At 72.5% G+C, this 19,875-nt stretch carries 18 protein-coding genes; 11 read left to right on the top strand and 7 right to left on the bottom strand.

Annotated elements, in window-relative coordinates:
* Positions 1-58: 58 nt before the first annotated feature.
* Positions 59-1,690, bottom strand: coding sequence for an MFS transporter (locus tag ACIBTU_RS01950; RefSeq protein ID WP_399123923.1), 1,632 nt, complete (start codon positions 1,688-1,690; stop codon positions 59-61).
* Between the two features lie 226 nt (positions 1,691-1,916).
* Here ACIBTU_RS01950 and ACIBTU_RS01945 point away from each other — a divergent pair, with 226 nt between their 5' ends.
* Together ACIBTU_RS01945 and ACIBTU_RS01940 are read left to right on the top strand one after the other, a co-directional pair.
* The gene (locus ACIBTU_RS01945; RefSeq protein ID WP_399123922.1) at positions 1,917-5,231 is read left to right on the top strand and encodes a BTAD domain-containing putative transcriptional regulator; all 3,315 of its coding nucleotides are present in this window, start codon (positions 1,917-1,919) and stop codon (positions 5,229-5,231) included.
* 29 nt (positions 5,232-5,260) lie between these two features.
* Positions 5,261-6,046, top strand: coding sequence for a GNAT family N-acetyltransferase (locus ACIBTU_RS01940; protein WP_399123921.1), 786 nt, complete (start codon positions 5,261-5,263; stop codon positions 6,044-6,046).
* On the opposite strand, the gene ACIBTU_RS01935 is transcribed toward ACIBTU_RS01940, so the two are convergent.
* Together ACIBTU_RS01935 and ACIBTU_RS01930 are read right to left on the bottom strand one after the other, a co-directional pair.
* A complete protein-coding gene (locus tag ACIBTU_RS01935; protein ID WP_399123920.1) occupies positions 6,012-6,953 on the bottom strand; it encodes a hypothetical protein in 942 nt (313 codons plus the stop codon). The two genes, ACIBTU_RS01940 and ACIBTU_RS01935, sit on opposite strands and share 35 nt — an antisense overlap.
* Positions 6,954-7,069: 116 nt before the next feature.
* Positions 7,070-7,984 (bottom strand): LysR family transcriptional regulator, encoded by a 915-nt coding sequence (locus tag ACIBTU_RS01930; RefSeq protein WP_399123919.1) that lies wholly within the window; start codon positions 7,982-7,984, stop codon positions 7,070-7,072.
* 71 nt (positions 7,985-8,055) lie between these two features.
* On the opposite strand from ACIBTU_RS01930, the gene ACIBTU_RS01925 reads away from it, so the two are divergent.
* The gene (locus ACIBTU_RS01925) at positions 8,056-8,985 is read left to right on the top strand and encodes a 4-hydroxy-tetrahydrodipicolinate synthase family protein (RefSeq protein WP_399123918.1); all 930 of its coding nucleotides are present in this window, start codon (positions 8,056-8,058) and stop codon (positions 8,983-8,985) included.
* A 47-nt stretch (positions 8,986-9,032) separates the two neighbouring features.
* Here ACIBTU_RS01925 and ACIBTU_RS01920 read toward each other — a convergent pair whose 3' ends face one another.
* A complete protein-coding gene (locus ACIBTU_RS01920) occupies positions 9,033-9,611 on the bottom strand; it encodes a helix-turn-helix domain-containing protein (RefSeq protein ID WP_399123917.1) in 579 nt (192 codons plus the stop codon).
* A 165-nt stretch (positions 9,612-9,776) separates the two neighbouring features.
* Between ACIBTU_RS01920 and ACIBTU_RS01915 the strand changes: the two genes are divergently transcribed.
* From ACIBTU_RS01915 to ACIBTU_RS01905, 3 genes are all read left to right on the top strand, one after another.
* Positions 9,777-10,613 (top strand): EamA family transporter, encoded by an 837-nt coding sequence (locus ACIBTU_RS01915; RefSeq protein WP_399123916.1) that lies wholly within the window; start codon positions 9,777-9,779, stop codon positions 10,611-10,613.
* 98 nt (positions 10,614-10,711) lie between these two features.
* A complete protein-coding gene (locus ACIBTU_RS01910; RefSeq protein ID WP_399123915.1) occupies positions 10,712-11,419 on the top strand; it encodes a B3/4 domain-containing protein in 708 nt (235 codons plus the stop codon).
* Between the two features lie 170 nt (positions 11,420-11,589).
* Positions 11,590-12,432 carry a lysozyme gene (locus tag ACIBTU_RS01905; RefSeq protein ID WP_399123914.1) on the top strand — a complete coding sequence of 281 codons (843 nt, stop codon included), beginning with the start codon at positions 11,590-11,592 and terminating at the stop codon, positions 12,430-12,432.
* Between the two features lie 6 nt (positions 12,433-12,438).
* Here the strand turns inward: ACIBTU_RS01905 and ACIBTU_RS01900 are convergent, their stop codons facing one another.
* Positions 12,439-13,155, bottom strand: a complete 717-nt coding sequence (locus ACIBTU_RS01900; RefSeq protein WP_399123913.1) for an AMP-binding protein — start codon at positions 13,153-13,155, stop codon at positions 12,439-12,441.
* Positions 13,156-13,356: 201 nt separating this feature from the next.
* On the opposite strand from ACIBTU_RS01900, the gene ACIBTU_RS01895 reads away from it, so the two are divergent.
* Positions 13,357-14,043, top strand: coding sequence for an alpha/beta fold hydrolase (locus ACIBTU_RS01895; RefSeq protein WP_399123912.1), 687 nt, complete (start codon positions 13,357-13,359; stop codon positions 14,041-14,043).
* On the opposite strand, the gene ACIBTU_RS01890 is transcribed toward ACIBTU_RS01895, so the two are convergent.
* Positions 14,032-14,376: an antibiotic biosynthesis monooxygenase gene (locus tag ACIBTU_RS01890; RefSeq protein WP_399123911.1), complete on the bottom strand. Its 345-nt coding sequence runs from the start codon at positions 14,374-14,376 to the stop codon at positions 14,032-14,034. The two genes, ACIBTU_RS01895 and ACIBTU_RS01890, sit on opposite strands and share 12 nt — an antisense overlap.
* A gap of 95 nt (positions 14,377-14,471) precedes the next feature.
* On the opposite strand from ACIBTU_RS01890, the gene ACIBTU_RS01885 reads away from it, so the two are divergent.
* Positions 14,472-14,801, top strand: coding sequence for a hypothetical protein (locus ACIBTU_RS01885; RefSeq protein WP_399123910.1), 330 nt, complete (start codon positions 14,472-14,474; stop codon positions 14,799-14,801).
* 60 nt (positions 14,802-14,861) lie between these two features.
* Here the strand turns inward: ACIBTU_RS01885 and ACIBTU_RS01880 are convergent, their stop codons facing one another.
* A complete protein-coding gene (locus tag ACIBTU_RS01880) occupies positions 14,862-15,968 on the bottom strand; it encodes a trypsin-like serine peptidase (RefSeq protein WP_399123909.1) in 1,107 nt (368 codons plus the stop codon).
* A 327-nt stretch (positions 15,969-16,295) separates the two neighbouring features.
* Between ACIBTU_RS01880 and ACIBTU_RS01875 the strand changes: the two genes are divergently transcribed.
* From ACIBTU_RS01875 to ACIBTU_RS01865, 3 genes are read left to right on the top strand one after another with little or no spacing between them, the layout of a single operon-like run.
* Positions 16,296-18,629, top strand: coding sequence for a molybdopterin cofactor-binding domain-containing protein (locus ACIBTU_RS01875; RefSeq protein ID WP_399123908.1), 2,334 nt, complete (start codon positions 16,296-16,298; stop codon positions 18,627-18,629).
* Positions 18,630-18,638: 9 nt separating this feature from the next.
* Positions 18,639-19,115: a (2Fe-2S)-binding protein gene (locus tag ACIBTU_RS01870; RefSeq protein ID WP_399123907.1), complete on the top strand. Its 477-nt coding sequence runs from the start codon at positions 18,639-18,641 to the stop codon at positions 19,113-19,115.
* A 50-nt stretch (positions 19,116-19,165) separates the two neighbouring features.
* Positions 19,166-19,855 (top strand): TetR/AcrR family transcriptional regulator, encoded by a 690-nt coding sequence (locus tag ACIBTU_RS01865; protein WP_399123906.1) that lies wholly within the window; start codon positions 19,166-19,168, stop codon positions 19,853-19,855.
* Positions 19,856-19,875 lie beyond the last annotated feature (20 nt).

Genomic DNA, 19,875 nt, shown 5'->3' with positions numbered 1-19,875 from the left:
TCTCCGAAGAGGTCAGGGGCGGGCGGAACCGTCGAGGTGGGCAGGGCGGTCAGGGCCGTCAGCGGGAGCCGACGGGGTTCGTCCGGTCGGTCACCGGTTCCTGGCTCGGGGGCGTGCCGTCCGCCTTCTCGGCCGATGCCCCGTCCGGTGCCGCATCGGCACCCCGGCGCCTGCGGAGCATGGTGAGGGCGATGACGGCGCCGGCCGCGGTGATCAGGACACACGCGGCGGCGACGGCGTTGAGGCCCGCGGTGTAGGCCTCCTCGGCCGCGGTGAGCAGGGCGTCGCCGGTCCGCGCGGGGAGTTCGTGGGCAGTCGCGAGGGCGTTCTCCATGGATGCTCCTGCCGATTCTGCGGCCGGGTCCGGCGTTCCCGCGGGGGCGTCGAGCGTGCCGCGGTAGACGGCGGTGCCGAGGCTGCCGAGCACGGCGACGCCGAGGGCGTTGCCGAGATCGCCGCTGATGGAGGACAGGGCCGCCGCCGACCCGCTCTTCTCGGGCGGCACGGACCCCACGACCAGTCCGGTGCCGAGCGAACCGAACGTCCCGACCCCGATGAAGACGATCACGAAGCCGGTCATGAGCAGCGGCATCCCGGCGACCGCGTCCACGAGGACCAGCAGCACATGACCGGCCGTGCCGACGATCAGCGCGACGCCGACGACGGTGCCGAGTTGGAAGCGCCGGGTGAGGACCGGTGCCACCTGGGCCGCGAGGACCGAGGCGACGGCCGCCGGCACCATCCACAGGCCGGCTGTCATCGGCGAGTAGCCCTCGACCATCTGCAGGAAGCCGGTGATGAAGAGGTAGCCGCCGCCGGTGCCGAGCATCGACACCATGAGGATCAGCAGCGCGGCGGTGAACGCTTTGACCCGGAAGAGCTTCAGATCGAGGAGCGGGTGCTCCAGCCTGCCCTGTCGCCGCACGAACACGGCGCCGACGGCAAGGCCCAGCGCCACCGCCGCGAGCGCCACGGGGGCGAGACCGTGCCGGGCCAGCTCCTTCAGTCCGTAGATCACGGAGAGGATCGACACGAGGGAGAGCAGCACGCTGAACAGGTCGATGCGGCCGGCGTCCGGGGCTTTGTACTCGGGCAGCAGCTTCGGCGCGGCGATCAGCAGCAGCACCGCGACCGGCACGCCGAGCAGGAAGACCGATCCCCACCAGAAGTACTCCAGGAAGATCCCGCCCACGACGGGGCCGAGCGCCGTGCCGCCCATGAAGCAGCCGGCCCAGACCGCGATGGCGCGGGCGCGCTGGGCCGGGTCGTGGAACATGTTGCCGATCAGGGCGAGCGTCGACGGCATGAGGGTCGCGGCGGCGATGCCGAGCAGGGCCCGGGTGACGATGAGGGTCTCGGCGCTGGTCGACCAGGCGGCCGCGAGGGAGGTGGCACCGACCGCCGCCGCGCCGATCGTGAGGAGTCGGCGGCGGCCGATGCGGTCACCGAGGGTGCCCATGGTGATCAGGAATCCGGCGATCAGGAAGCCGTAGATGTCCATGATCCACAGAGTCTGTGTTCCGGTCGGCGCGAGGTCCCGGGCCAGATGCGGCAGTGCCAGGAAGAGCACGCTCTGGTCGAGGGAGATCAGCAGGGTGGGCAGGGCGAGTACGGCGAGTCCCAGCCACTGTCTCGGACCGGCCTTCGGTCCTGGTGCCTGGTCGGCCTCGACGTCGGTGTGCGACGGCATGGGGTCCTCCAAGTGCGGTGCGTTGGTTCGGGTACGGGGCCGCGGTTCCGGCGCGGTCGGCCGACTGCGGTGCGGGGACGGTGGTGCCGTGGCGCCCGGCTCCGTCGGACCCCCACACTGCGCCGGAGCACTCTCAGTCCTCTCCCGGTCCGCTCTCGGTCTGTCTCCGGGCCCGGCCCCGCCCGCTCTTGATCACCCTCGGGAGGGGTCGGATAGCCTGCTCGGTATGTATTGGGGGGTACTGGGTCCGCTGGGCGTGTGGACGGACGGCGGGGCGGAGGTCCGGGTCCCCGAGCTGAAGGTGCGCGCTCTGCTCGCGCATCTCCTGGCCCATCGCGGGCAGCGGGTCTCCGCGGAGCGGCTCGTCGAGGCCCTGTGGGGCGCGAAGCCGCCGAACAACCCGGCGGCGGCCCTGCAGAACAAGGTGTGGCAGCTGCGCAAGGTCCTGGAGGCCGCCGAACCGGGCGGCCGCGACCTGGTGATGCGCCGTCCGGCCGGGTACGAGCTCCTGGCCGCCCAGGACTCGTTGGACTCGGGACGGTTCCAGGGGCTCCTCGACCGGGCACGGTCGGCCGCCGACCCCGCGTCCCGGGCCGGGCTGCTGGCGGACGCCCTCGCGCTGTGGCGGGGACCGGCGTTCGCGGACTTCGCCGACGAGGACTTCGTACGGGCCGCTGCCGCCCGCCTCGACGAGCAACGCCTGACCGCCGTCGAGGAACAGGCCGAGGCACGCCTGGCGCTGGGCCAACACGCTCCGGTCGCTGATGAGTTGAACGACCTGGTGAGCCGCCACCCGCTGCGTGAGCGGGCCCGCGCCGTCCAGGTGCGGGCGCTCTACGGGGCGGGGCGGCAGCAAGAGGCGCTGCGCAGTCTCGCGGAGCTGCGGGCCCGGCTGGCCGAGGAGCTGGGCATCGACCCCGGCCCCGAGATCACTGAACTCCAGCAGTCGGTCCTGGCCCAGGACCCGGCTCTCCACGCCCCGCGCTCCCCCGCACCGGCCCTCGCCCATCGCGAGCCGGCCGCCGTGCCCGCGCAGCTCACCGAGCTGATCGGCCGCGACGAGGCCGTCGCGGAACTGCGCGCCCTGCTCGGAGCGCACCGCCTGGTCACGCTCACCGGCCCGGGCGGCGTCGGCAAGACCCGGCTCGCCCTGGCCACCGCCACACACCTGGCGCCGGACTTCCCCGGCGGCGTGCACCTCGCAGAACTCGCCGGCCTGCACACCACGGAAGCGATCGACGAGAACACCACCGAGCCGACTGACGCGGCGGCTGACGGGACGACCGGCGTCGCCGACGTGCTGCGCGCCGTCTTCGGTCTGCGCGACGACACCGCCCGGCCCGGCGGCGCACCCCAACCTCTGGCCGGCCGCATCGCCCGCACCCTGGCCGGCCGACCGGCCCTGCTCGTCCTCGACAACTGCGAACACGTCGCCGCACCGGCGACCGAGCTGGCCGAGCAACTCCTGCGGGCGGCCCCGTCGTTGCGGGTGCTGGCCACCAGCCAGGCCCCGCTGGGCATCACCGGCGAGGTGTTGGAGGAAGTGCCGCCGCTGCCGCACCCGGACTCCGCCGAGGGCTTGAGCGCGGCTGACGTGCGCGCGTTCGCCGCCGTCGAGCTGTTCGTGGCGCGCGCCCAGGCCGCCGCGCCGCGCTTCGCGCTCGACGACAGCACCCTGGACTCGGTGGTCTCGGTGTGCCGGCGTCTCGACGGCATCCCGCTGGCGCTGGAGATGGCCGCGACGCGCGTACGGGCCCTGGGCGTCCACGCGTTGGCGGCCCGGCTCGACGACCGGTTCTCGCTGCTCTCGGTGGGCTCACGTGGCGCCCCGGCCCGCCAGCGCACCCTGCGCGCGGTCATCGACTGGAGCTGGGGTCTGCTGGGCGCGGGCGAGCGCGCCGTGCTGCGCCGCCTGGCCGTGCACACCGAGGGCTGCACCCTCGCCGCCGCCGAGGAACTCTGCGCGGGACAGGGTGTGGACCGCGCGGAGGTGCTCGATCTGCTCGCCCGGCTCGTGGACGGCTCACTGTTGCAGATGAACGAGGGCCCCGCGGACGGACCCCGCTACCGGCTGCTCGAGTCGGTGGGCGCCTATGCGGCGGAGCGCCTCACGGAGTCGGGCGAGGCGGCGGACCTGCGGCACGCCCACCGCGCGTACTACCGGGCGCTGGCCGAGAACGCCGAGCCGCGGCTGCGCGGGCCCGCCCAGCGGGCGTGGCTGCGCCGCCTGGACGCCGAGCACGCGAACCTGCGCTCCGCGCTCGACGGCGCGGTCGCGGCCGGTGACGCCGGCTGCGCGCTGCGGCTGGTCAACTCCCTTGCACGGTACTGGCAGTTGCGCGGCCGCTACTGCGAAGCACGGCGCGCCCTGACCGCAGCCCTGGACGCCGCGTCCGCGCCCGGCGTCAGCGTCGAGCCCGCTCTCTCGGCGCGGGCCACCGCTCTGCTCGGCGGGTTCCGGCTGCTGCTCGGCGGCACCTCCGACCCGGCCGCCGAGTACCGCGCCGCACTCCGACCCTACGACGGGGTGGACGATCCGCACGGCCGGGCGACGGCGGAGTGGTTCCTGGCATCCCAGCAGTACGGAGTCGGCGATCCGTGCCCGAGCCAGGAACTCCTCTCGTCCGCGCTCGATGCCTTCCGCCGGCTCGGTGACCGGTGGGGCACGGCCGCCGTGCTGGCCGGCCAGGCGTTCCACGCGCAGTTGCGCGGGGACTCCGACGCGGTGCGCCGGCACGGGGGCCGCAGTCTGGAGCTGTTCCGTGAACTGGGCGACCAGTGGGGCCAGTTGCAGGCGATGGTGCCGCTGCAGATGGACGCGCAGGTCGCCGGTGACTACGCACGCGCGGAGCGGTTGCACCGCGAGGGCCTGCGCATGGCCGAGGACCTGGAGCTGTGGCCGGCGGTCTGCTTCCAGCTGTCCGGCCTCGGCCGGATCGCGCTGCTCGGCGGGGACCTCCCGCGCGCCCGGGAGTTCCACGCACGCGCCAGGCGGCTCGCGGTCGCGCGCTCGGACCGCTTCGGGGAGCAGTACGCGGAGACCGGGCTCGGCATCGGCGCCCGCCGCGAGGGCCGTCTGGACGCGGCCGAGGCACACCTGCGGCACGTGCTCGAGGTGCACCGGCAGATGGGGTACGAACCCGAGGTGCCCGCGCTGATCCTCGCCGAGCTGGGCTTCGTGGCCGAACTGCGCGGCGACGCCCCGGCCGCGCTGCGGCTCCAGCTCGACGGGCTGGCCGCCGCCCGCGCGGCCGGCTCTCCGCGCAGTCTCGCGCTCGGCTTCGAAGGCCTTGCCGGTGCCCGCGCGCTCACGGGCGAACCCGCTCGCGCGGCCCGCCTCCTGGGCGCCGCCGACACACTGCGCCGTTCGGTCGGCGCACCGCTGCCCGAGGGCGAGCGCGAGGACGTCCACCGCGTCGAGGCCGCCGCCCGGGGAGCGCTCGGTGACGCCCGCTTCGACACGGCGTACGAGCAGGGCACGGCCCTCGCCCCGGACGCCCTTCTGAAGGACCCGTCGATCGCCGACCACGACGGCGTTTAATCACTTGACCCGGTTCGTACGGTGTTCGAGTGAACGACACTTTGATCACTGAACTCCGCGCCGCGTACGACTCCCAGCTCCGGGGCGTCACCCCGCCCGGCGGGAGCACCCGCATCGAGACCGACGGCCCGCTGACCCGCGTCGTCGGCTGGCACCGCGGCTTCGTCACGGGCCCGCGCGACCTCGGCGTCCGCGGGGACGAACTCGACGCGCTCATCGCCCGGCAGCGTGACTTCTACGCGGCTCGTGGCGAGGCGGTCGAATGGAAGACCCGCGGTCACGATCTCCCCGGCGACCTCGTCGAGCGGCTCACCGCGGCCGGGTTCGTCCCGGAGGACAGTGAGACCGTGCTCATCGGGCAGTCCGCGGACCTGGCCGCCGACCCCGTCCTGCCCGACGGCGTGACCCTGCGCCGGGTCACCGCCGCCTCGGACCTCCGGCGCATCGCCGCGATGGAGAGCACCGTGTGGGGCGAGGACTGGGGCTGGCTGGCCGACGACCTGACCGGCCGGATCGAGAGCGCGCCGGAGGACATCGTCGTCCTGGTCGCCGAGGCCGGGGGCGAAGTCGTGTGTGCCGCCTGGCTGGTGTTCAAGGAGGGCGTCGACTTCGGCGGGCTCTGGGGCGGGTCGACACTCGAGGAGTGGCGCGGGCAGGGCATCTACCGGGCCATGGTCGCCCATCGGGCCCGGCTCGCCGCCGCCCGCGGCGTCCGCTACCTCTATGTCGACGCGTCGGCCGACAGCGCGCCGATCCTCACCCGGCTCGGCCTCCACGCGGTCACGACGACGACCCCGTACGTCTGGTCGCCCTGAGCCCGTCCGGCGTCGCTGCCGTCCGCGCCGGAAGACCCATGGGGTTGGGGAACGGAACGGTGTCAGAGGCGAGTGCCTGCGCGGCCAACGGGGCCAGCAACTCCTGGAGTTGTGCGAACTCGCCCTGCCGGAGTTCCTCGTAGGGCCGGACGGCGAGGGCGTCGGTGCGGGACTCCACGTGGTCGCGCAGGGCTCGGCCCTCGGCCGTCGGGTGTCCACCGTCGTCGAGGAGACCGCGCGCGGACAGGCGGTCCGCGGCGGCCTGCCACTCGTCCTTCGACCAGCCTCGGTTGTCGCGCAGGATCGCCACGTCCGTTCCCTCGGACGCCGCGAACAGGACGTGCGCCTCGCACCCGCCCACACCTTCCGCCGTCAGGACGGCGACATGTCCGTCCCCGCGGTGCTCGCGCAGCGTCGTGGTGTGCTGCCACAGCGCCCCGACCGGGTCGTCGGGCACGTTCAGGCCCCGGTTGGCGGCGAACAGCGGGCAGCCGGCGCCGTCCGCCGCGGCGACCACCCGCTCCAGCAGGGCGTTGATCCGCGCCGCCGCCTGCGCCGCCGAGGGCGCCACGCGACGCAGCGCCGCGGTGGCGGACAGGGAGCGGGCCCGGAGGACGGCGTCGGGGGCGGCGAAGCGCCAGGCGTCGGGGACGGCGCGACGCACCATCGCGGGATGGAAGTTGAAGAAGGCCGCCTCGACGACGCCGGCCGCCACGGCACCGAGGGGCGCGGCCCGCGCCCCGAAGTAGCCCATCCAGAAGCCCCGCAGTCCGACCTCTCGATGCGCCTCGACGCACTCGGGTGCGAAGTAGGTGACGGCGTGCAGGGGTTCCAGCTTCTGCCAGATCTCCCGAGCCGAGCCGGCGTCCATGACCCTGCCCGTACCTGTGCCCATACCTGTGCCCATGCCGCCGCTCCTGCCCGTCATCGCGCTCCTTCGCCCCCGGCCTCGCACGTCTGCGCGAATCGCCCTGCCTGTCATGGTCACCCGGTGGCGGTCCTCTTTTCAGCTACTGCCGCTTTTCAGCTACTGCCGCCGACTGCCGCCCGCGCGGCCGTCACGAAGGCCGCGATCGCCGGATGGCTGCCGCCGCCCGCGCGGAAGGCGACCTTCGAGCGGCGGAAGAGGGGCAGCCGGGTCAGGAGCACGCCGTCGGGGGCCTGCGCGGTGGCCATCTCCGGTACGAATCCGGCACCTTGGCCGATGGCCGCCAGCGCCAGGACCGTACGGAAGTCGTTGACCTGGTGGCGGATGCGCGGGCGGAAGCCGGCGGCCTGGCAGGCGCGTACCGCCATCGCGTGGCCGGTCGTGCCGTCCCTCGCGGTGATCCACGGCGCTTCGGCCCAGGGGCCGAGGAGATCCGCCAGCGTGTCGCCGCCGCGGGCGGCGTCGGAGGCCGGCCCGCCGCCGCCCGTCGCCAGGTACATCGGCTCGTCCAGCAGGGGGACCTCGTCGACCGTGGTGTCGGGCGAGGCGGGCACGAAGTCGTAGTCGTGGACGAGCGCCACGTCGAGCTCGCCGGCGCGAAGCCCGTCGGAGACCCGCGCCGAGTCGATCTCCTGCACCATCGGCTCCAGCGCGGGATGGCGCCGGGCCAGTTCGGCCAGGGTCGCGGGCACGATCGCGGGGCCGCCCGAGGGGAACGTCCCGATGCGCAGCGATCCGCCGATGCCCTCGCGGGCCCCGGCCAGTTCGGAGACCGCGAGTTCGAGGCGTTCCAGGACGGCGTCCGCGTGGCCGACGAGGGTGCGGCCCGCGGGCGTGAGGACCACCCGCCGGCCGCTGCGCTCCAGCAGGGGCACGCCCGCCTCGCGCTCCAGCACGCTCAGCTGCTGGGAGACGGCCGAAGCGGTGAAGTTCAGCGCCTCGGCCACGGCCGCGATGGTGCCGCGCCGGTCCAGTTCGCGCAGCAGATGGAGTCTTCGCACATCGAGCATAAGCTGAGCTTACGCATGAGCGAAGAAACATGAACTGGATCTACCGGGTTCGCATCGGTCAGGCTGGACGCATGAAGACGCGCACGCTCCCCGAAGCGAACCTCTCCGGCCTGTTCGTCCCCCTCGTCACCCCTTTCACCGACGACCTGCGCCTCGCCCCGGACGCCCTCGCCCGTCTCGCCGACGAGGCACTGTCGACGGGTGGCGCGCGCGGGCTCGTCGCCCTGGGCACCACCGCCGAGGCGGCCACGCTGACCTCCGAGGAGAAGCAGACCGTCGTCCGCGTCTGCGCCGCCGCCTGCCGGGCGCACGGAGCACCCCTGATCGTCGGCGTCGGCACGAACGACACCACCTCCGCCGTGACGTCCCTGCGTGAACTCGCCGCGCGGGGCGATGTCGCCGCGGCGCTGGTCCCCGCGCCGCCGTACACGCGCCCGGGGATCGCGGGAACGCTGGCGCACTTCACGGCGCTCGCGGAGCACGGGGGTCTGCCGCTCGTCGTCTACGACATCCCGTACCGCACGGGTCAGTCCCTGGGCACGGGCGCGCTCACCACGCTCGGGGAACTGCCGGAGGTCGTCGGGGTCAAGTACGCGACCGGCGCGATCGACGCGGCGGCGATGGAGCTGCTCGGTGCGCCGCCGGCCGGCTTCGCGGTGCTCGGGGGCGACGACGCGGTCATCTCGCCGCTGCTCGCGGCGGGGGCGCACGGCGGCATCCTGGCCTCGGCCAACGTCCGTACCGCCGACTACGCCGAGCTGATCGCGCTGTGGCGGGCGGGCTCGGCCGGACCCGCCCGCCGGCTCGGCGCCGACCTGGCCCGGCTCTCCGCCGCGCTCTTCGCCGAGCCGAACCCGACCGTGATCAAGGGCGTGCTGCACGCGCAGGGCCGCATCCCGAGCCCTGCCGTGCGCCTGCCGCTGCTGGCGGCGGCCGGGGAGTCGGTTCGGCGCGCGGTCGAACTGGCCGCCGAGCGATCCGCCGGCATGACGGCCGCCTGACCGGTCAGGGGCCGGACGCGGCACGCGCCGGGCGGGCGGCCCGGAGGTCAGCCGGTCGAGCCCGGCGGCAGGTGGACGGTCATGATCAGGTGACAGGTGCTGTCGCCCGCACCCCTGTACGTGTGGCGGGCGTCGCCGTCGAAGGCCGCCGTCTGACCCGCCTCGACCGGGTGCTCGGCGCCGTCGACCTCCAGGATCATGCGTCCCGCCGTCACGCTGACGGTCTCGACGACGCCGGCCTGGTGGGGGTGGCTCGGGTACTCCTCGCCCGGCTCCAGCCGCCAGCGCCACACCTCGACCGGGGCGGCACCGGAGGTGGTCAGCATCAGCCGGGCCTCGCTGCCCTGTTCACCGGCCCACAGCGGCATGACGGTGTCGGCCGACACCACCCGGACCCGACCCTCGGCGGGGCCGTCCAGCAGCGCGGAGACCGAGACCCCGAGCGTGTCGGCCAGCCTCACCAGGGTCGCGAAGTTCGGATTGCCCTGGGCCTTCTCCAGGCCGACCAGAGCGCCCTTGCTCACCTTGGCCCGGCGGCCGAGCTCGTCCAGGGACAGACCCGCGCGCGTACGGGCCGCCCTCACGTTGTGCGCGAGTGTGCGCAGGGCTGCATCCGTCTCGGCCACCTGGCGTCTCCCCTTTCCCTCACGGATTTCTCTCACCGAACACCCTCACCGGTTTCCCTCACCGACCGGTCAATGGAATGTGACACCCGGTCGTTCGGTTGACATCGGGCGGTCGTTCCGTTGTACGGTTCGGTCGTTCCACCGTAATCGTAAGGGATCGACCTCGTGATAGCTCTCCTGCTGGCCCTGGGCAGTTCGCTCGCCTACGGGTGCGCCGACTTCCTCGGCGGACTGGGCGCCCGCAAGGCGCACGTACTGCGCACCGTGATGGTCGCCGCTCCCGCCAGCCTCGCCTTCGAACTGCTGATGTGGCCCGTGCTCGGCGCCTCGTTCGCCCCCTCCGCGCTCGGCTGGGGAGCCGCCTCCGGTGTGGCCTCGGCCGCCGCGTTCGCACTGCTCTACAAGACGCTCGCGATCGGGCCGATGAACGTGCTCTCCCCGATGACGGCGCTGGTGTCCGCCGCGTTGCCCGTCGCGGTCGGTCTGGCGCAGGGCGACCGTCTGGGCCTCGCCGGTCTGCTCGGTCTGCCGCTCGCCCTGGTCGCGGTGGTGCTGGTGAGCGCCGGTCACGGGGCGGGCTCGTCGCGTCCCTCGCGCGGGGCGCTGCTGATGGCGCTCGGCGCGGGAGCGGCCATCGCGCTGCAACTCGTCTGCCTCCACCAGGCACCGTCCGACAGCGGTGTGGCTCCCCTGATCGTCGGCAGGGCCGTCTCCTCGGCCGTGACCCTGGCCGCGGCCGCCACCCTGCGGGGCAGGCTCGGCCCGGAGAAGCCCGCCTACGCCGTGTCCGCCGCCGCGGGCGTCCTGGACTCGCTCGCGAACCTGCTGTTCCTGCTCGCCGTACGGGACGGCGACCTCGCCGTCGTCGCCGTGATCACCGCGCTGTACCCGGCCGGCACCGTCCTACTCGCCCGCAGCGTGCTCGCCGAGCGCATCCACAAGGGGCAGCTCGTCGGTCTGGGCACCGCGGCGGTCGCCGTGAGCCTCCTGGCCCTCACCTGAAGCACCTGAAGCCCTGAAGCACCTGAAGCCGTGACCTGTGCCCCGCGGCCTGTACGCACCCCTCCTCCCCTCGCCCCGAGTCGAACGGAGCCCCGCCCATGACCACCTTCCGCATCGCCCCCGCCGTGGTCGACGCCTTCCCCGGCGCCCTGATCGCCGTGGTCACCGCCACCGGCCTGCGCGGTCACGAGCCCTGGCCCGCCACGAGCGCGGCTCTCGACGACCTCGAACAGCGGCTCGCCGCCGGCACCTGGACCCCGGCCGACGAGAGCGACCCGCGCATCGAGGCGTGGCACGCCGCGTACCGCTCCTTCGGCACCAACCCGCGCCGCGTCCGCCCCAGCGTCGACGCCCTGGGCCGCCGCATGGTGAAGAAGGGCACGCTGCCGCGCATCAATCCGGCCGTCGACTCCTACAACGCGGCCTCCGTGCACCACGGTCTGCCCGCCGGAGCGTTCGACCTCGACCACGTCACCGGCGACATCGAGATCCGGTACGCCGACGGCAGCGAGGAGTTCACCCCGCTCGGCGAGCCCGACGCCGTGGAGATCCCCAGGCCCGGCGAGGTCGTCTACGTGGACGCCGACGGGGTCCTGACCCGGCATTGGAACCACCGCGACGCCCACCGCACCCGCGTCACCGAGGACTCCACCCGCGTGGCCTTCGTCCTCGAAACCCTCCGGGCCACGGACGACGCCGCACTCCTGAAGACCGCGGCGGAAGAACTGCTCACCCTGCTCGCCCCGCACGCGGAGCGGACCGCTGTCCACCACCTCAGCCCGCAGCAGCCCGAGTCCACCGTCTGACGTCTCGGCACCATCACTCCCCCGCACAGCACCACTCTGCGACGGCCGCGCGCTGACCTGCGAGGACGCAAGTCCGATGGCTGCTGTCGGCGATGAGGGTATCCGGCGCCCAACACCGTCTGGCCCACTGTGAGATGCGCCCCGCGGTGACAGGGGGTCAGATGAGCCGCATGCGCAACGTAACTGCAGCAGCACCGAGGAACCGTCGCCGCCGACTCGCCATCGGCACACTGGTCGCCTCTCAGCTCCTTCTGACGGCCCTCCCCGCGGTTTCCGCGTCGGCCGACGACACCGGTGAGCCGGCGCCCGTCCGCGGCACCGCGTTCATGGGCGAGGGCGTCCTCGCGAACGAGGGGATCGAAGGGATCCCTGTCGAGACCCGCGTCGTGCAGACCAAGGGCGTGGACGTCTCCAGCCACCAGGGCAAGGTCGCCTGGTCCACTCTGCGCACGAGCGGCGTGCAGTGGGCCTACGTCAAGGCCACCGAGGGCAAGTCCTACCGGAACCCGTACTTCGCCTCGCAGTACAACGGCTCGTACAAGAGCGGCATGATCCGGGGCGCCTACCACTTCGCCACCCCGGACACCGCGAGCGGCACCAAACAGGCCGACTACTTCGTCAACCACGGCGGCGGCTGGTCCAAGGACGGCAGGACGCTGCCGGGCGTGCTCGACATCGAGTACAACCCCTACGGTTCGACCTGCTACGGCAAGTCGTCCGGTCAACTCGTCAGCTGGATCCGGGACTTCCTGAAGCAGTACGAGCGCCGGACCGGCCGTGACGCGGTCATCTACACCTCCACCAGCTGGTGGAAGCAGTGCACCGGCAACTACAGCGGATTCGGTGCCACCAACCCGCTGTGGATCGCCCGCTACGCCTCGTCCGTCGGCCAGTTGCCGGCCGGCTGGCAGTTCCACACGATGTGGCAGTACACCGCGACCGGCCCGACCGTCGGGGACCACGACAAGTTCAACGGGGCGCCCGCCCGCGTCAGGGCCCTGGCCAACGGCTGAACCGCCTCACCGGCGGCCGGGCGCGGCTCCCACGAGGGTCGGTCCCTCACGCCCGGTGCGGCAGCGGCCGGTCGACGGCCGCGGGGCGGCGGGCAGGCAGGCGCCGCTGAGCATCACCGCGTGCAGACCGCACGAGGCCCGCGCGTAGCCGTGGGCCTCGTCGGCCGCGGTCTCGTCGATCAGCGTCCGGGTGGTCCGGGAGGCGTGTCGGAGCGTGCTGTGGCTCAGCGCCATGTCCACGGCGTCGTCCGGCGCGCCGCCCGCGCCGAGCAGGACCGCCGGGTCGTGGTCGGCGCGGCCGACGACGTTGAAGTGCTGGGGCCAGAAGGCCACTTGGTCGAGGAAGTCGGGGCCGACCTGGACGAGCGTCGTGTCGCTCGTCCGCGCCGCGGCCGCCTTGTCGGGCGAGGTGAACACGAGCCGCGCGCCGCAGGTGTCGGCGCGGGTCGGCGCGGAGGCCGTCAGCACGCTCGGGTACATCGGCACGACGATCGCGCCGGCGCGCAGGGCGCCGAAGTAGAGCACGGCGTAGACAGGGGCGTAGGGCAGCCGCAGCCCGACCCGATCGCCGGGACGTACCCCGTGGGCCCGCATCCCGCCGGCCGCCCTGGCGCTGAACTCGTCCAGTTCCGCGTAGGTGAGGGCGCTCTCGTCACCGCGCACCGCGACGCGCTGCGGGTGCCGTTCGGCTGCTTCCACCAGGGCGACGACCAGATTGCTCACGTCGGATCACTTTCGTCGAGGGGTGTACGGTCCGGGTTCCGCCCTGCTGAACGCGCCCTGACGTGGGGGGATACGCAAGATCGGTAGGCCCCGGGGGACGGATACGTATGCCCGGCGTCCGTGTACGTGCACCTACGTGCCTCCGCGCGCCCCTCCGTGCTTCGTACCTGCCCTGCTGAACCGATGGCGAGGAGATGTGTCGTGAGCACCTATGCGCTGATCCACGGAGCCGGCGACGTCGGCTGGTACTGGCATCTGGTCGAGGCCGAGCTCAGGGCGCGCGGGCACGACGTCGTGGCCCCGGACCTTCCGGCCGACGACGACACCCTCACCCTCGACGACTACGCCGACGCCGTGGTCGAAGCGGTCGGCGACCGGCGCGGTCTCGTGGTCGTCGGGCAGTCGTTCGGCGCGTTCACCGCACCTCTCGTGGCGGTGCGCCGCCCGGTCGAGGAGCTGGTCCTGGTCGCCGGGATGGTCCCCGAGCCGGGTGAGTCGCCGGACGCGTGGTGGAGCCGGACCGGCTACGCCGAGGCGGTGCGGCGTCAGGCCGCGCGGGACGGCGGCCCGACGGGCAGCGACGACCCGTACGCCGCGTTCTACCACGACGTGCCGCGCGCCCTCGCCGAGGAAGCGATGAGCAGGGAACGGGCGCACCCCTCGGCCGCCGCGTCGGCGCAGCCGTGGCCGCTGGAGGCGTGGCCGGACGTGCCGACCCGGTACGTGCTGTGCACCGAGGACCACTTCTTCCCGCCGGATTTTCTGCGCCGGGTCGTACGGGAGCGTCTCGGGCTCGTCCCGGAGGAGATCGCCGCGGGCCACGCCGTCGCGCTCGGTCACCCCGTCGAGCTGGCCGGGTTGCTGACCCGTTCGCGGTCAGAGCGGTGAGGTGCGGGTGAAGTGCCGTACCTGGAGCGGCGCGAGGAGGTACTCGTCCTCCCCCGGCAGCACCACGGGCTGCTCGCGCCACCCCTCTCCGGCGTAGGCGACGAGGTCCTCCTCGCTGCGCCAGCGGCTGACGTACAGCAGGGAGTGGGGCGGCGCGACCAGCACCTCGTGGGAGATCAATCCGGCGTGCCGGCCGGGGAAGTCGCGCACCGCGGTGACGATGAACTCGTGGAAGGCGTCGAAGCGTTCGGGGCGCACGCGGGCCTCGCTCACCCTCACGATCGCCACGTCTTCGCTGTCCGGGAACCGGGGGTCACCCGAGGTCGGTGTCATGGCTCGATCCTGGCCTCAGGCGTGCTCCCTGACCAGCTTCCGGTGCGGGTACGCTCCTTGATCACTGCCGGACGGGTGCGAAGCAGGGGTGTGGGATGGGGCGTAGGGCGTGGTGGGGCATGACGGGGGCGGCCTTGGTGCTGGGCGCGGGGGCCGCGGTGACGGTGACCGAGCTCGTCGAGCCGACGTCGGGGGTGACGGTCAGCCGTACGCCTCCGGCCGAGGAGATGCCGCGTACGCGGCAGGCGTTGGTCGCGCAGTGGGAGCAGGAGCGCGCCGAGGCCGGGCTGAAGCTTCCCGAGGGCTGGGAGAAGATGTCGACCGACGAGATCCGGACCGAGTACGTGAGCCAGCGGCGGGCCAACGCGGGGCCACCGCCGACGGGCGCGGCGCTCGACCCCGAGTTCGCCGGACCCGACCGCTGACGTCGGGGGAGCGGGCACCGGGCGGAAGTCGCCCGGTGCCCGCTCCCTCGTGGTGGGCCGCTAGCTGAGCGTGCCGATCCGGTTGATGACGTCGATCGCGTTGTCCTCGTGCGCCGAGCTGTAGAGGAGCGCCGAGGAGATGTTGCCCGCGCTGTCCTCCTCGCCGTGCGAGTTGGCGCCGACGATCTGGCCCTCAGGGGTGGACATCGGGCCGCCCGAGGCGCCGTGGCCCATGTCGCAGTCGACCTTCAGCCGGTCGTCCACGGGGAAGAACGGGGTGGCGTCCTGCGCGTTGCCGGTGCAGTAGAACTGCGTGAAGCCGTCCATGTCGGTGCGCTGGTAGCCGTCACCGGGGAAGCCGGCGTCGATGATGTCCGACCAGTCGGGGCCCGAGCCGAACTTGTAGCCGAAGGCGCCGAGGGTGTCGGTCAGGTTCGTGTAGCCGGCGGGCGGGACGACCGTGAAGGCGGCCATGTCGCCCCAGAACATGTCGCCGTCCGCGGTCCACGCGGTGGGCGCGACCTTCGCCCTGGCGGTCCACTCGCCCCACGGGGCGTCGTAGCCCTCGGGCGCCTGGTCGTTCTTCTTGAAGCCGGGGATGAAGACGATGTCGTTGTAGAAGCCCTCGGCGCCCGAGCCGTCACCGGGGTGGATGCAGTGACCGGCGGTCCACACCGTGTTCTTGTTGGCGGTGACGATGGACGAGCCGGTGCAGCCGTGCGTGGTGCCGTCCTTCGCGGTGAAGAGGATCTTCCCGACCATGACGGCCGGCTGGGACTGCGGGAACGGGACCGGCTGGGCGTGCGGCATCTCAGGCACGACCGAGCCGGCGGCGAGCGGCGCGATCGTCCTGCCGGAGACCGCCGGCGCGGACTGCGCCGGGCGGGTCTGCGCGACGGGTCTGCGCCGGCTCTCCCCGGTCGCGGCCGCGGCCTTGCGGTCGACGGCTGCCTGGTCCTTCTTCTCGTTGGCCAGGGCCTGGCCGACGCGCTCGGCGGTCCAGAAGTCGCGCACCTTCTGCGGGTCGGTGGTCTGCTCGCCGATCGTCACCTCCGGCTTGGGGGACGGCGTCTGCGCCTGCGCCACGGTGGCGCCGGCGAAAGCGGCGGGGAGGAGCGCGAGGGACAGCAGGGCTGCTGCTGCCCGTCGGGTCGTGCGTATGTTCACGGTCGGCCCATTCTCTGATCCGGTGGAGATGTTGATCTTGAGCCGAGAGTGAAGCACGCCGATACGGAGGGCCGGTGAAGCACACGTGTGGAATGGTCCCGGTACGCGGCGAAGTCGTGAACGCGTCACCGAACCACCCCACTTGATCTGACATCGGCCCAACTATCGTTGCGCTGCCCATATCTGACGCCTGGTCTGCTCACGCACAGAAATCCGAAGTTCCGCTCGCCATGCACTGATCAAGCATGATGGACCCCCGCACACCTCGGCGGGCCCGGACGGCCCGAGCCGGTGCGGACACGACCGGAAGCAGAGAGGAAACACTCGATGACCGATGTCCCTTCCAGGGGTGGTCACACCCGTGCACGCGGTGAGCGCGCGCCGCTGGGGCGCCGCGCGTTCCTGGGATACGTGCTGGCCGGAGCCACGCTCGCGGTGGGCGCCGACCTGACGCTGAGCGCACCGGCACAGGCCGCCGTGCCCTCGCTGCCGCAGATTCCGGAGCTGTACGACCTGGAGGACATGCAGACCGATGCCGCGCGGCCGACGTCCGCGCTCATCAAGATCGTGCTGCACGAGGACGGGACGGCGTCGTTCGAACTGCCGCGGATGGAGGTCGGTCAGGGCATCACCACCTCGACGGCGATGATCATCGCCGAGGAGCTCGACCTGCCCGTCGACAAGGTCCATGTGACCTTGGCCCCGGCGCGCCCGGAGCTGCTGCTGAACCAGCTCACCGGCGGGTCGAACACCACGGTGTCGATGTTCACGCCGGTCCGCGTGGCCGCGGCCATCGCCCGCAAGGCACTCCTGGAGGCTGCGGCGATCGAGCTCGGCTCGGTCGTCGACCTGCTCAAGTCGAAGGCCGGGGTGATCTCGGCGCCGGACGGGTCGTCGGTCTCGTACGGGGACCTGGCGGTCAAGGCCGCCAGCAGCACCGTCAAGGTCGTCGCCGCCGAGCTCAAGCCGTCCTCGGAGTTCTCGGTTATCGGTAAGCCGCACGGGCGTGACGACGCACGGCTCGCGGTCACCGGGCAGAAGAAGTACGCGATGGACCTACAGGTGCCGGACGCCCTGCCCACCATGGTCTGCCGTCCGCCGACGCTGAACGGATCCCCGAAGTCGGTCCGCAACCAGGCGGCGGTGCTCGCTCTGCCGGGTGTCACGGACGTGGCCGTGGTCGACACCGGGATCGCGGTGCGTGCCAAGACGTTCGGGCAGTGCATCGACGCGGTGCGCGCGCTCGACGTGGAGTGGGCGGCCGGTTCGGTGGAGGGAGAGTCCGACGAGACGATCCTCGCCCGGCTGCGCAAGGCCGAACTCCCGCTGGCCGTCCCGGACATCCCGCTGCTGGCGAAGACGGTGGAGGCGGACTTCACCTTCATGTTCCGCAGCAGCGCCGCGTTGGAGCCGAACTGCGCGATCGCCGACGTCCGCTCCGACAAGGCAACCGTGTGGGCGGGCCTGAAGTCACCGATCGTGGCGCAGGGCGACATCGCCAAGGCCGTCGGCCTGCCGATGGGCGCGGTGAAGGTCAACGTCGTCACCGGCGGCGGCTCCTTCGGGCACAAGCTGTTCGGTGACGCCGCCATCGAGGCCGCGAAGATCTCCAAGGCGATGGGCAAGCCGGTCAAGCTGATGTGGCACCGCGCGGACGAGCCGAGGCAGGGCCGGGTGCATCCCATGGCCACATCCCGCATCCGGGCCACGTACCTCGCCGGGCAGGTCCTCACTTTCGAGCAGCGGCACACCAGTGTCGTGACCGACTTCAGTCACGGGCTGGGCGAGATGATCACGGCGACGGCGGACCGGCTCCCGACCGGGCTCGGCGGGCTGGCCTTCTCCGAGACGATCTTCACGCTGACCCAGGAGCTGCCGTACAACTTCGGTGTCGTCACGCAGCTGCTCAGCGAGGCGGACGCCCGGTTCAACACCGGCAGCATGCGCAACATCTACTCCCCCGACGTCGCCTGCGCCAACGAACTGGTCGTCGACCAGCTCGCCAAGAAGCTCGGCAAGGACCCCCTCGCATTCCGCCTCGCCTTCCTGAAGAACGAGCGGGTGAAGGCGGCGCTGAAGAAGGTCGCCGAGGTCGGCAACTGGGGCAGGGCCATGCCTGCCGGGACGGCGCAGGGCATCGCGATCCACAGCGAGTACAAGGGCGCCACCGCCGTTCTCGTCGAGATCGACTGCCGGCCGGAGACGGTGAACCGAAAGGTCCCGAACGGGGTGACCGGGCCGCGGGTGACCAAGGCCGTCATCGCCGTGGACGCCGGGCTGGTGATCAACCCCAAGGGGCTTGAGGCGCAGATGATGGGCGGGGTCTCGGACGGGATCGCGCTCGCGCTGACCAGCAGCCTGCACCTGCGCGACGGGCACTTCCTCGAGGCCAGCTGGGACAACTACTTCTACACCCGGCAGTGGAACGTCCCCACCGACTTCCAGTGCCTCGTCATGCCCTCGGACTCCGGGCAGCCCGGCGGCGCCGGCGAGGCGGGCGTGGCCGCGTCCGTGGCGGCCGTCGCGTGCGCCTACGCGCGGGCCACCGGCACCGTCCCGACCCGCTTCCCGGTCAACCACGGCACCGTCGACTTCGAGGTCAAGCCGTTCGTCCCGCCCGTCCCCGCATCGCCGACCGACGGCCTGAGCCACACTTTCTGAGGAGCCCCCGTGAGCACCCACACCTTCATCCTCAACGGCAAGCCCGTCACCGTCGACGTCGACGACAGCGTCCGGCTGCTGTGGGTCCTGCGGGACGTACTCGGCGTCACCGGCCCGAAGTACGGCTGCGGCATCAACGTCTGCAAGGCCTGCACCTCCCACGTCAACGGCAAGGCCTTCAACCCCTGCTCGGTCCAGGTCAAGGACATCGCGCCGGACGACGAGATCACCACCATCGAGGGCCTCGCCGACACCGTCGACGCCGACCTGCACCCCATGCAGGAGGCCTGGCTCGAGTACGACGTCGCGCAGTGCGGCTACTGCCAGCCCGGACAGATCATGGCCGCCGTCGCCAAGGTCAAGCAGGCCAGAGCCGCCGGCCACGAGATCACCGACACCGACCTCGACGAGATCCGCAACATCTGCCGCTGCGGCACCTACAACCGCATCCGCGAAGCGATCAAGGCGGGCGCGGAACGCATGTGAGGCGCGCAGGTGAGGCGCGTATGTGTTCGGACGGCCGATATCCTGGGGGGATGGCGCAAAGAACCGGCGGTGAGCCGCAGATCGACGGACGCTCCACCCGCTGGGACGAGCACAAGGCGCAGCGTCAGGTCGAGTTGGTGGACGCGGCGGTCGCGCTCATCGAGGAGGAGGGCGCGCAGTTCCGGGTGCAGCGGCTCGCGGAGCGCGTGGGCCTGCCCCGGTCGGTCCTCTACCGGCACTTCAAGGACCGTGCGTCGCTGGACGAGCTGATCCGGCGGCGCGTGGTCGAGTCGTTCGTGAAGCGGATGGAGCCGACGCTCACGTTCGACGGGACGGTCGAGGAGTCCGTGCGCCGCGTGGTGGGCGCGCATCTGGACTGGGTGGCGCAGCATCCGCGGCTCTACGCCTACATGGGTGTCGCGGAGCACGCGATGGGTGACGGCTCGCTGGTGGCGGACACCAAGACGGCGATCGCGATGATGCTGAGCGACCGCTTCGGCGACGTGCTCAAGGCGCTGGGGGTCAAGGAGGCGCCGATCCGGTCGGTCGCGATCGGGATCGTCGGGTTCGTGGACAGCGCGGTGAACCAGTGGATGCGCGACCCCGACCGCGAGCTGTCGGAGGAGGAGCTGCGCGCGATGCTGTGCCGGTCGGTGTGGGCGGTCCTCGACGCGACACTGCGCGGCTACGGTGTCGCGCTGTCGCCGGACGACCGGGTCGCGGATCTGGAAGGCGCGTGAGCGAGCGCCCTCCCCGGGCT

The sequence above is a fragment of the Streptomyces sp. NPDC050145 genome, from assembly GCF_044460245.1.
Classification (GTDB): domain Bacteria; phylum Actinomycetota; class Actinomycetes; order Streptomycetales; family Streptomycetaceae; genus Streptomyces.
This window is presented reverse-complemented; position numbering and strand designations above follow the sequence as displayed.

Excerpts from the sequence above, each read along its gene's own strand:
- ACIBTU_RS01950 (WP_399123923.1), bottom strand. The coding sequence starts at position 1,690 with ATGCCGTCGCACACCGACGTCGAGGCCGACCAGGCACCAGGACCGAAG.
- ACIBTU_RS01945 (WP_399123922.1), top strand. The coding sequence starts at position 1,917 with ATGTATTGGGGGGTACTGGGTCCGCTGGGCGTGTGGACGGACGGCGGG.
- ACIBTU_RS01935 (WP_399123920.1), bottom strand. The coding sequence starts at position 6,953 with ATGGGCACAGGTATGGGCACAGGTACGGGCAGGGTCATGGACGCCGGC.
- ACIBTU_RS01930 (WP_399123919.1), bottom strand. The coding sequence starts at position 7,984 with ATGCTCGATGTGCGAAGACTCCATCTGCTGCGCGAACTGGACCGGCGC.
- ACIBTU_RS01925 (WP_399123918.1), top strand. The coding sequence starts at position 8,056 with ATGAAGACGCGCACGCTCCCCGAAGCGAACCTCTCCGGCCTGTTCGTC.
- ACIBTU_RS01910 (WP_399123915.1), top strand. The coding sequence starts at position 10,712 with ATGACCACCTTCCGCATCGCCCCCGCCGTGGTCGACGCCTTCCCCGGC.
- ACIBTU_RS01905 (WP_399123914.1), top strand. The coding sequence starts at position 11,590 with ATGCGCAACGTAACTGCAGCAGCACCGAGGAACCGTCGCCGCCGACTC.
- ACIBTU_RS01890 (WP_399123911.1), bottom strand. The coding sequence starts at position 14,376 with ATGACACCGACCTCGGGTGACCCCCGGTTCCCGGACAGCGAAGACGTG.
- ACIBTU_RS01885 (WP_399123910.1), top strand. The coding sequence starts at position 14,472 with ATGGGGCGTAGGGCGTGGTGGGGCATGACGGGGGCGGCCTTGGTGCTG.
- ACIBTU_RS01875 (WP_399123908.1), top strand. The coding sequence starts at position 16,296 with ATGACCGATGTCCCTTCCAGGGGTGGTCACACCCGTGCACGCGGTGAG.
- ACIBTU_RS01865 (WP_399123906.1), top strand. The coding sequence starts at position 19,166 with ATGGCGCAAAGAACCGGCGGTGAGCCGCAGATCGACGGACGCTCCACC.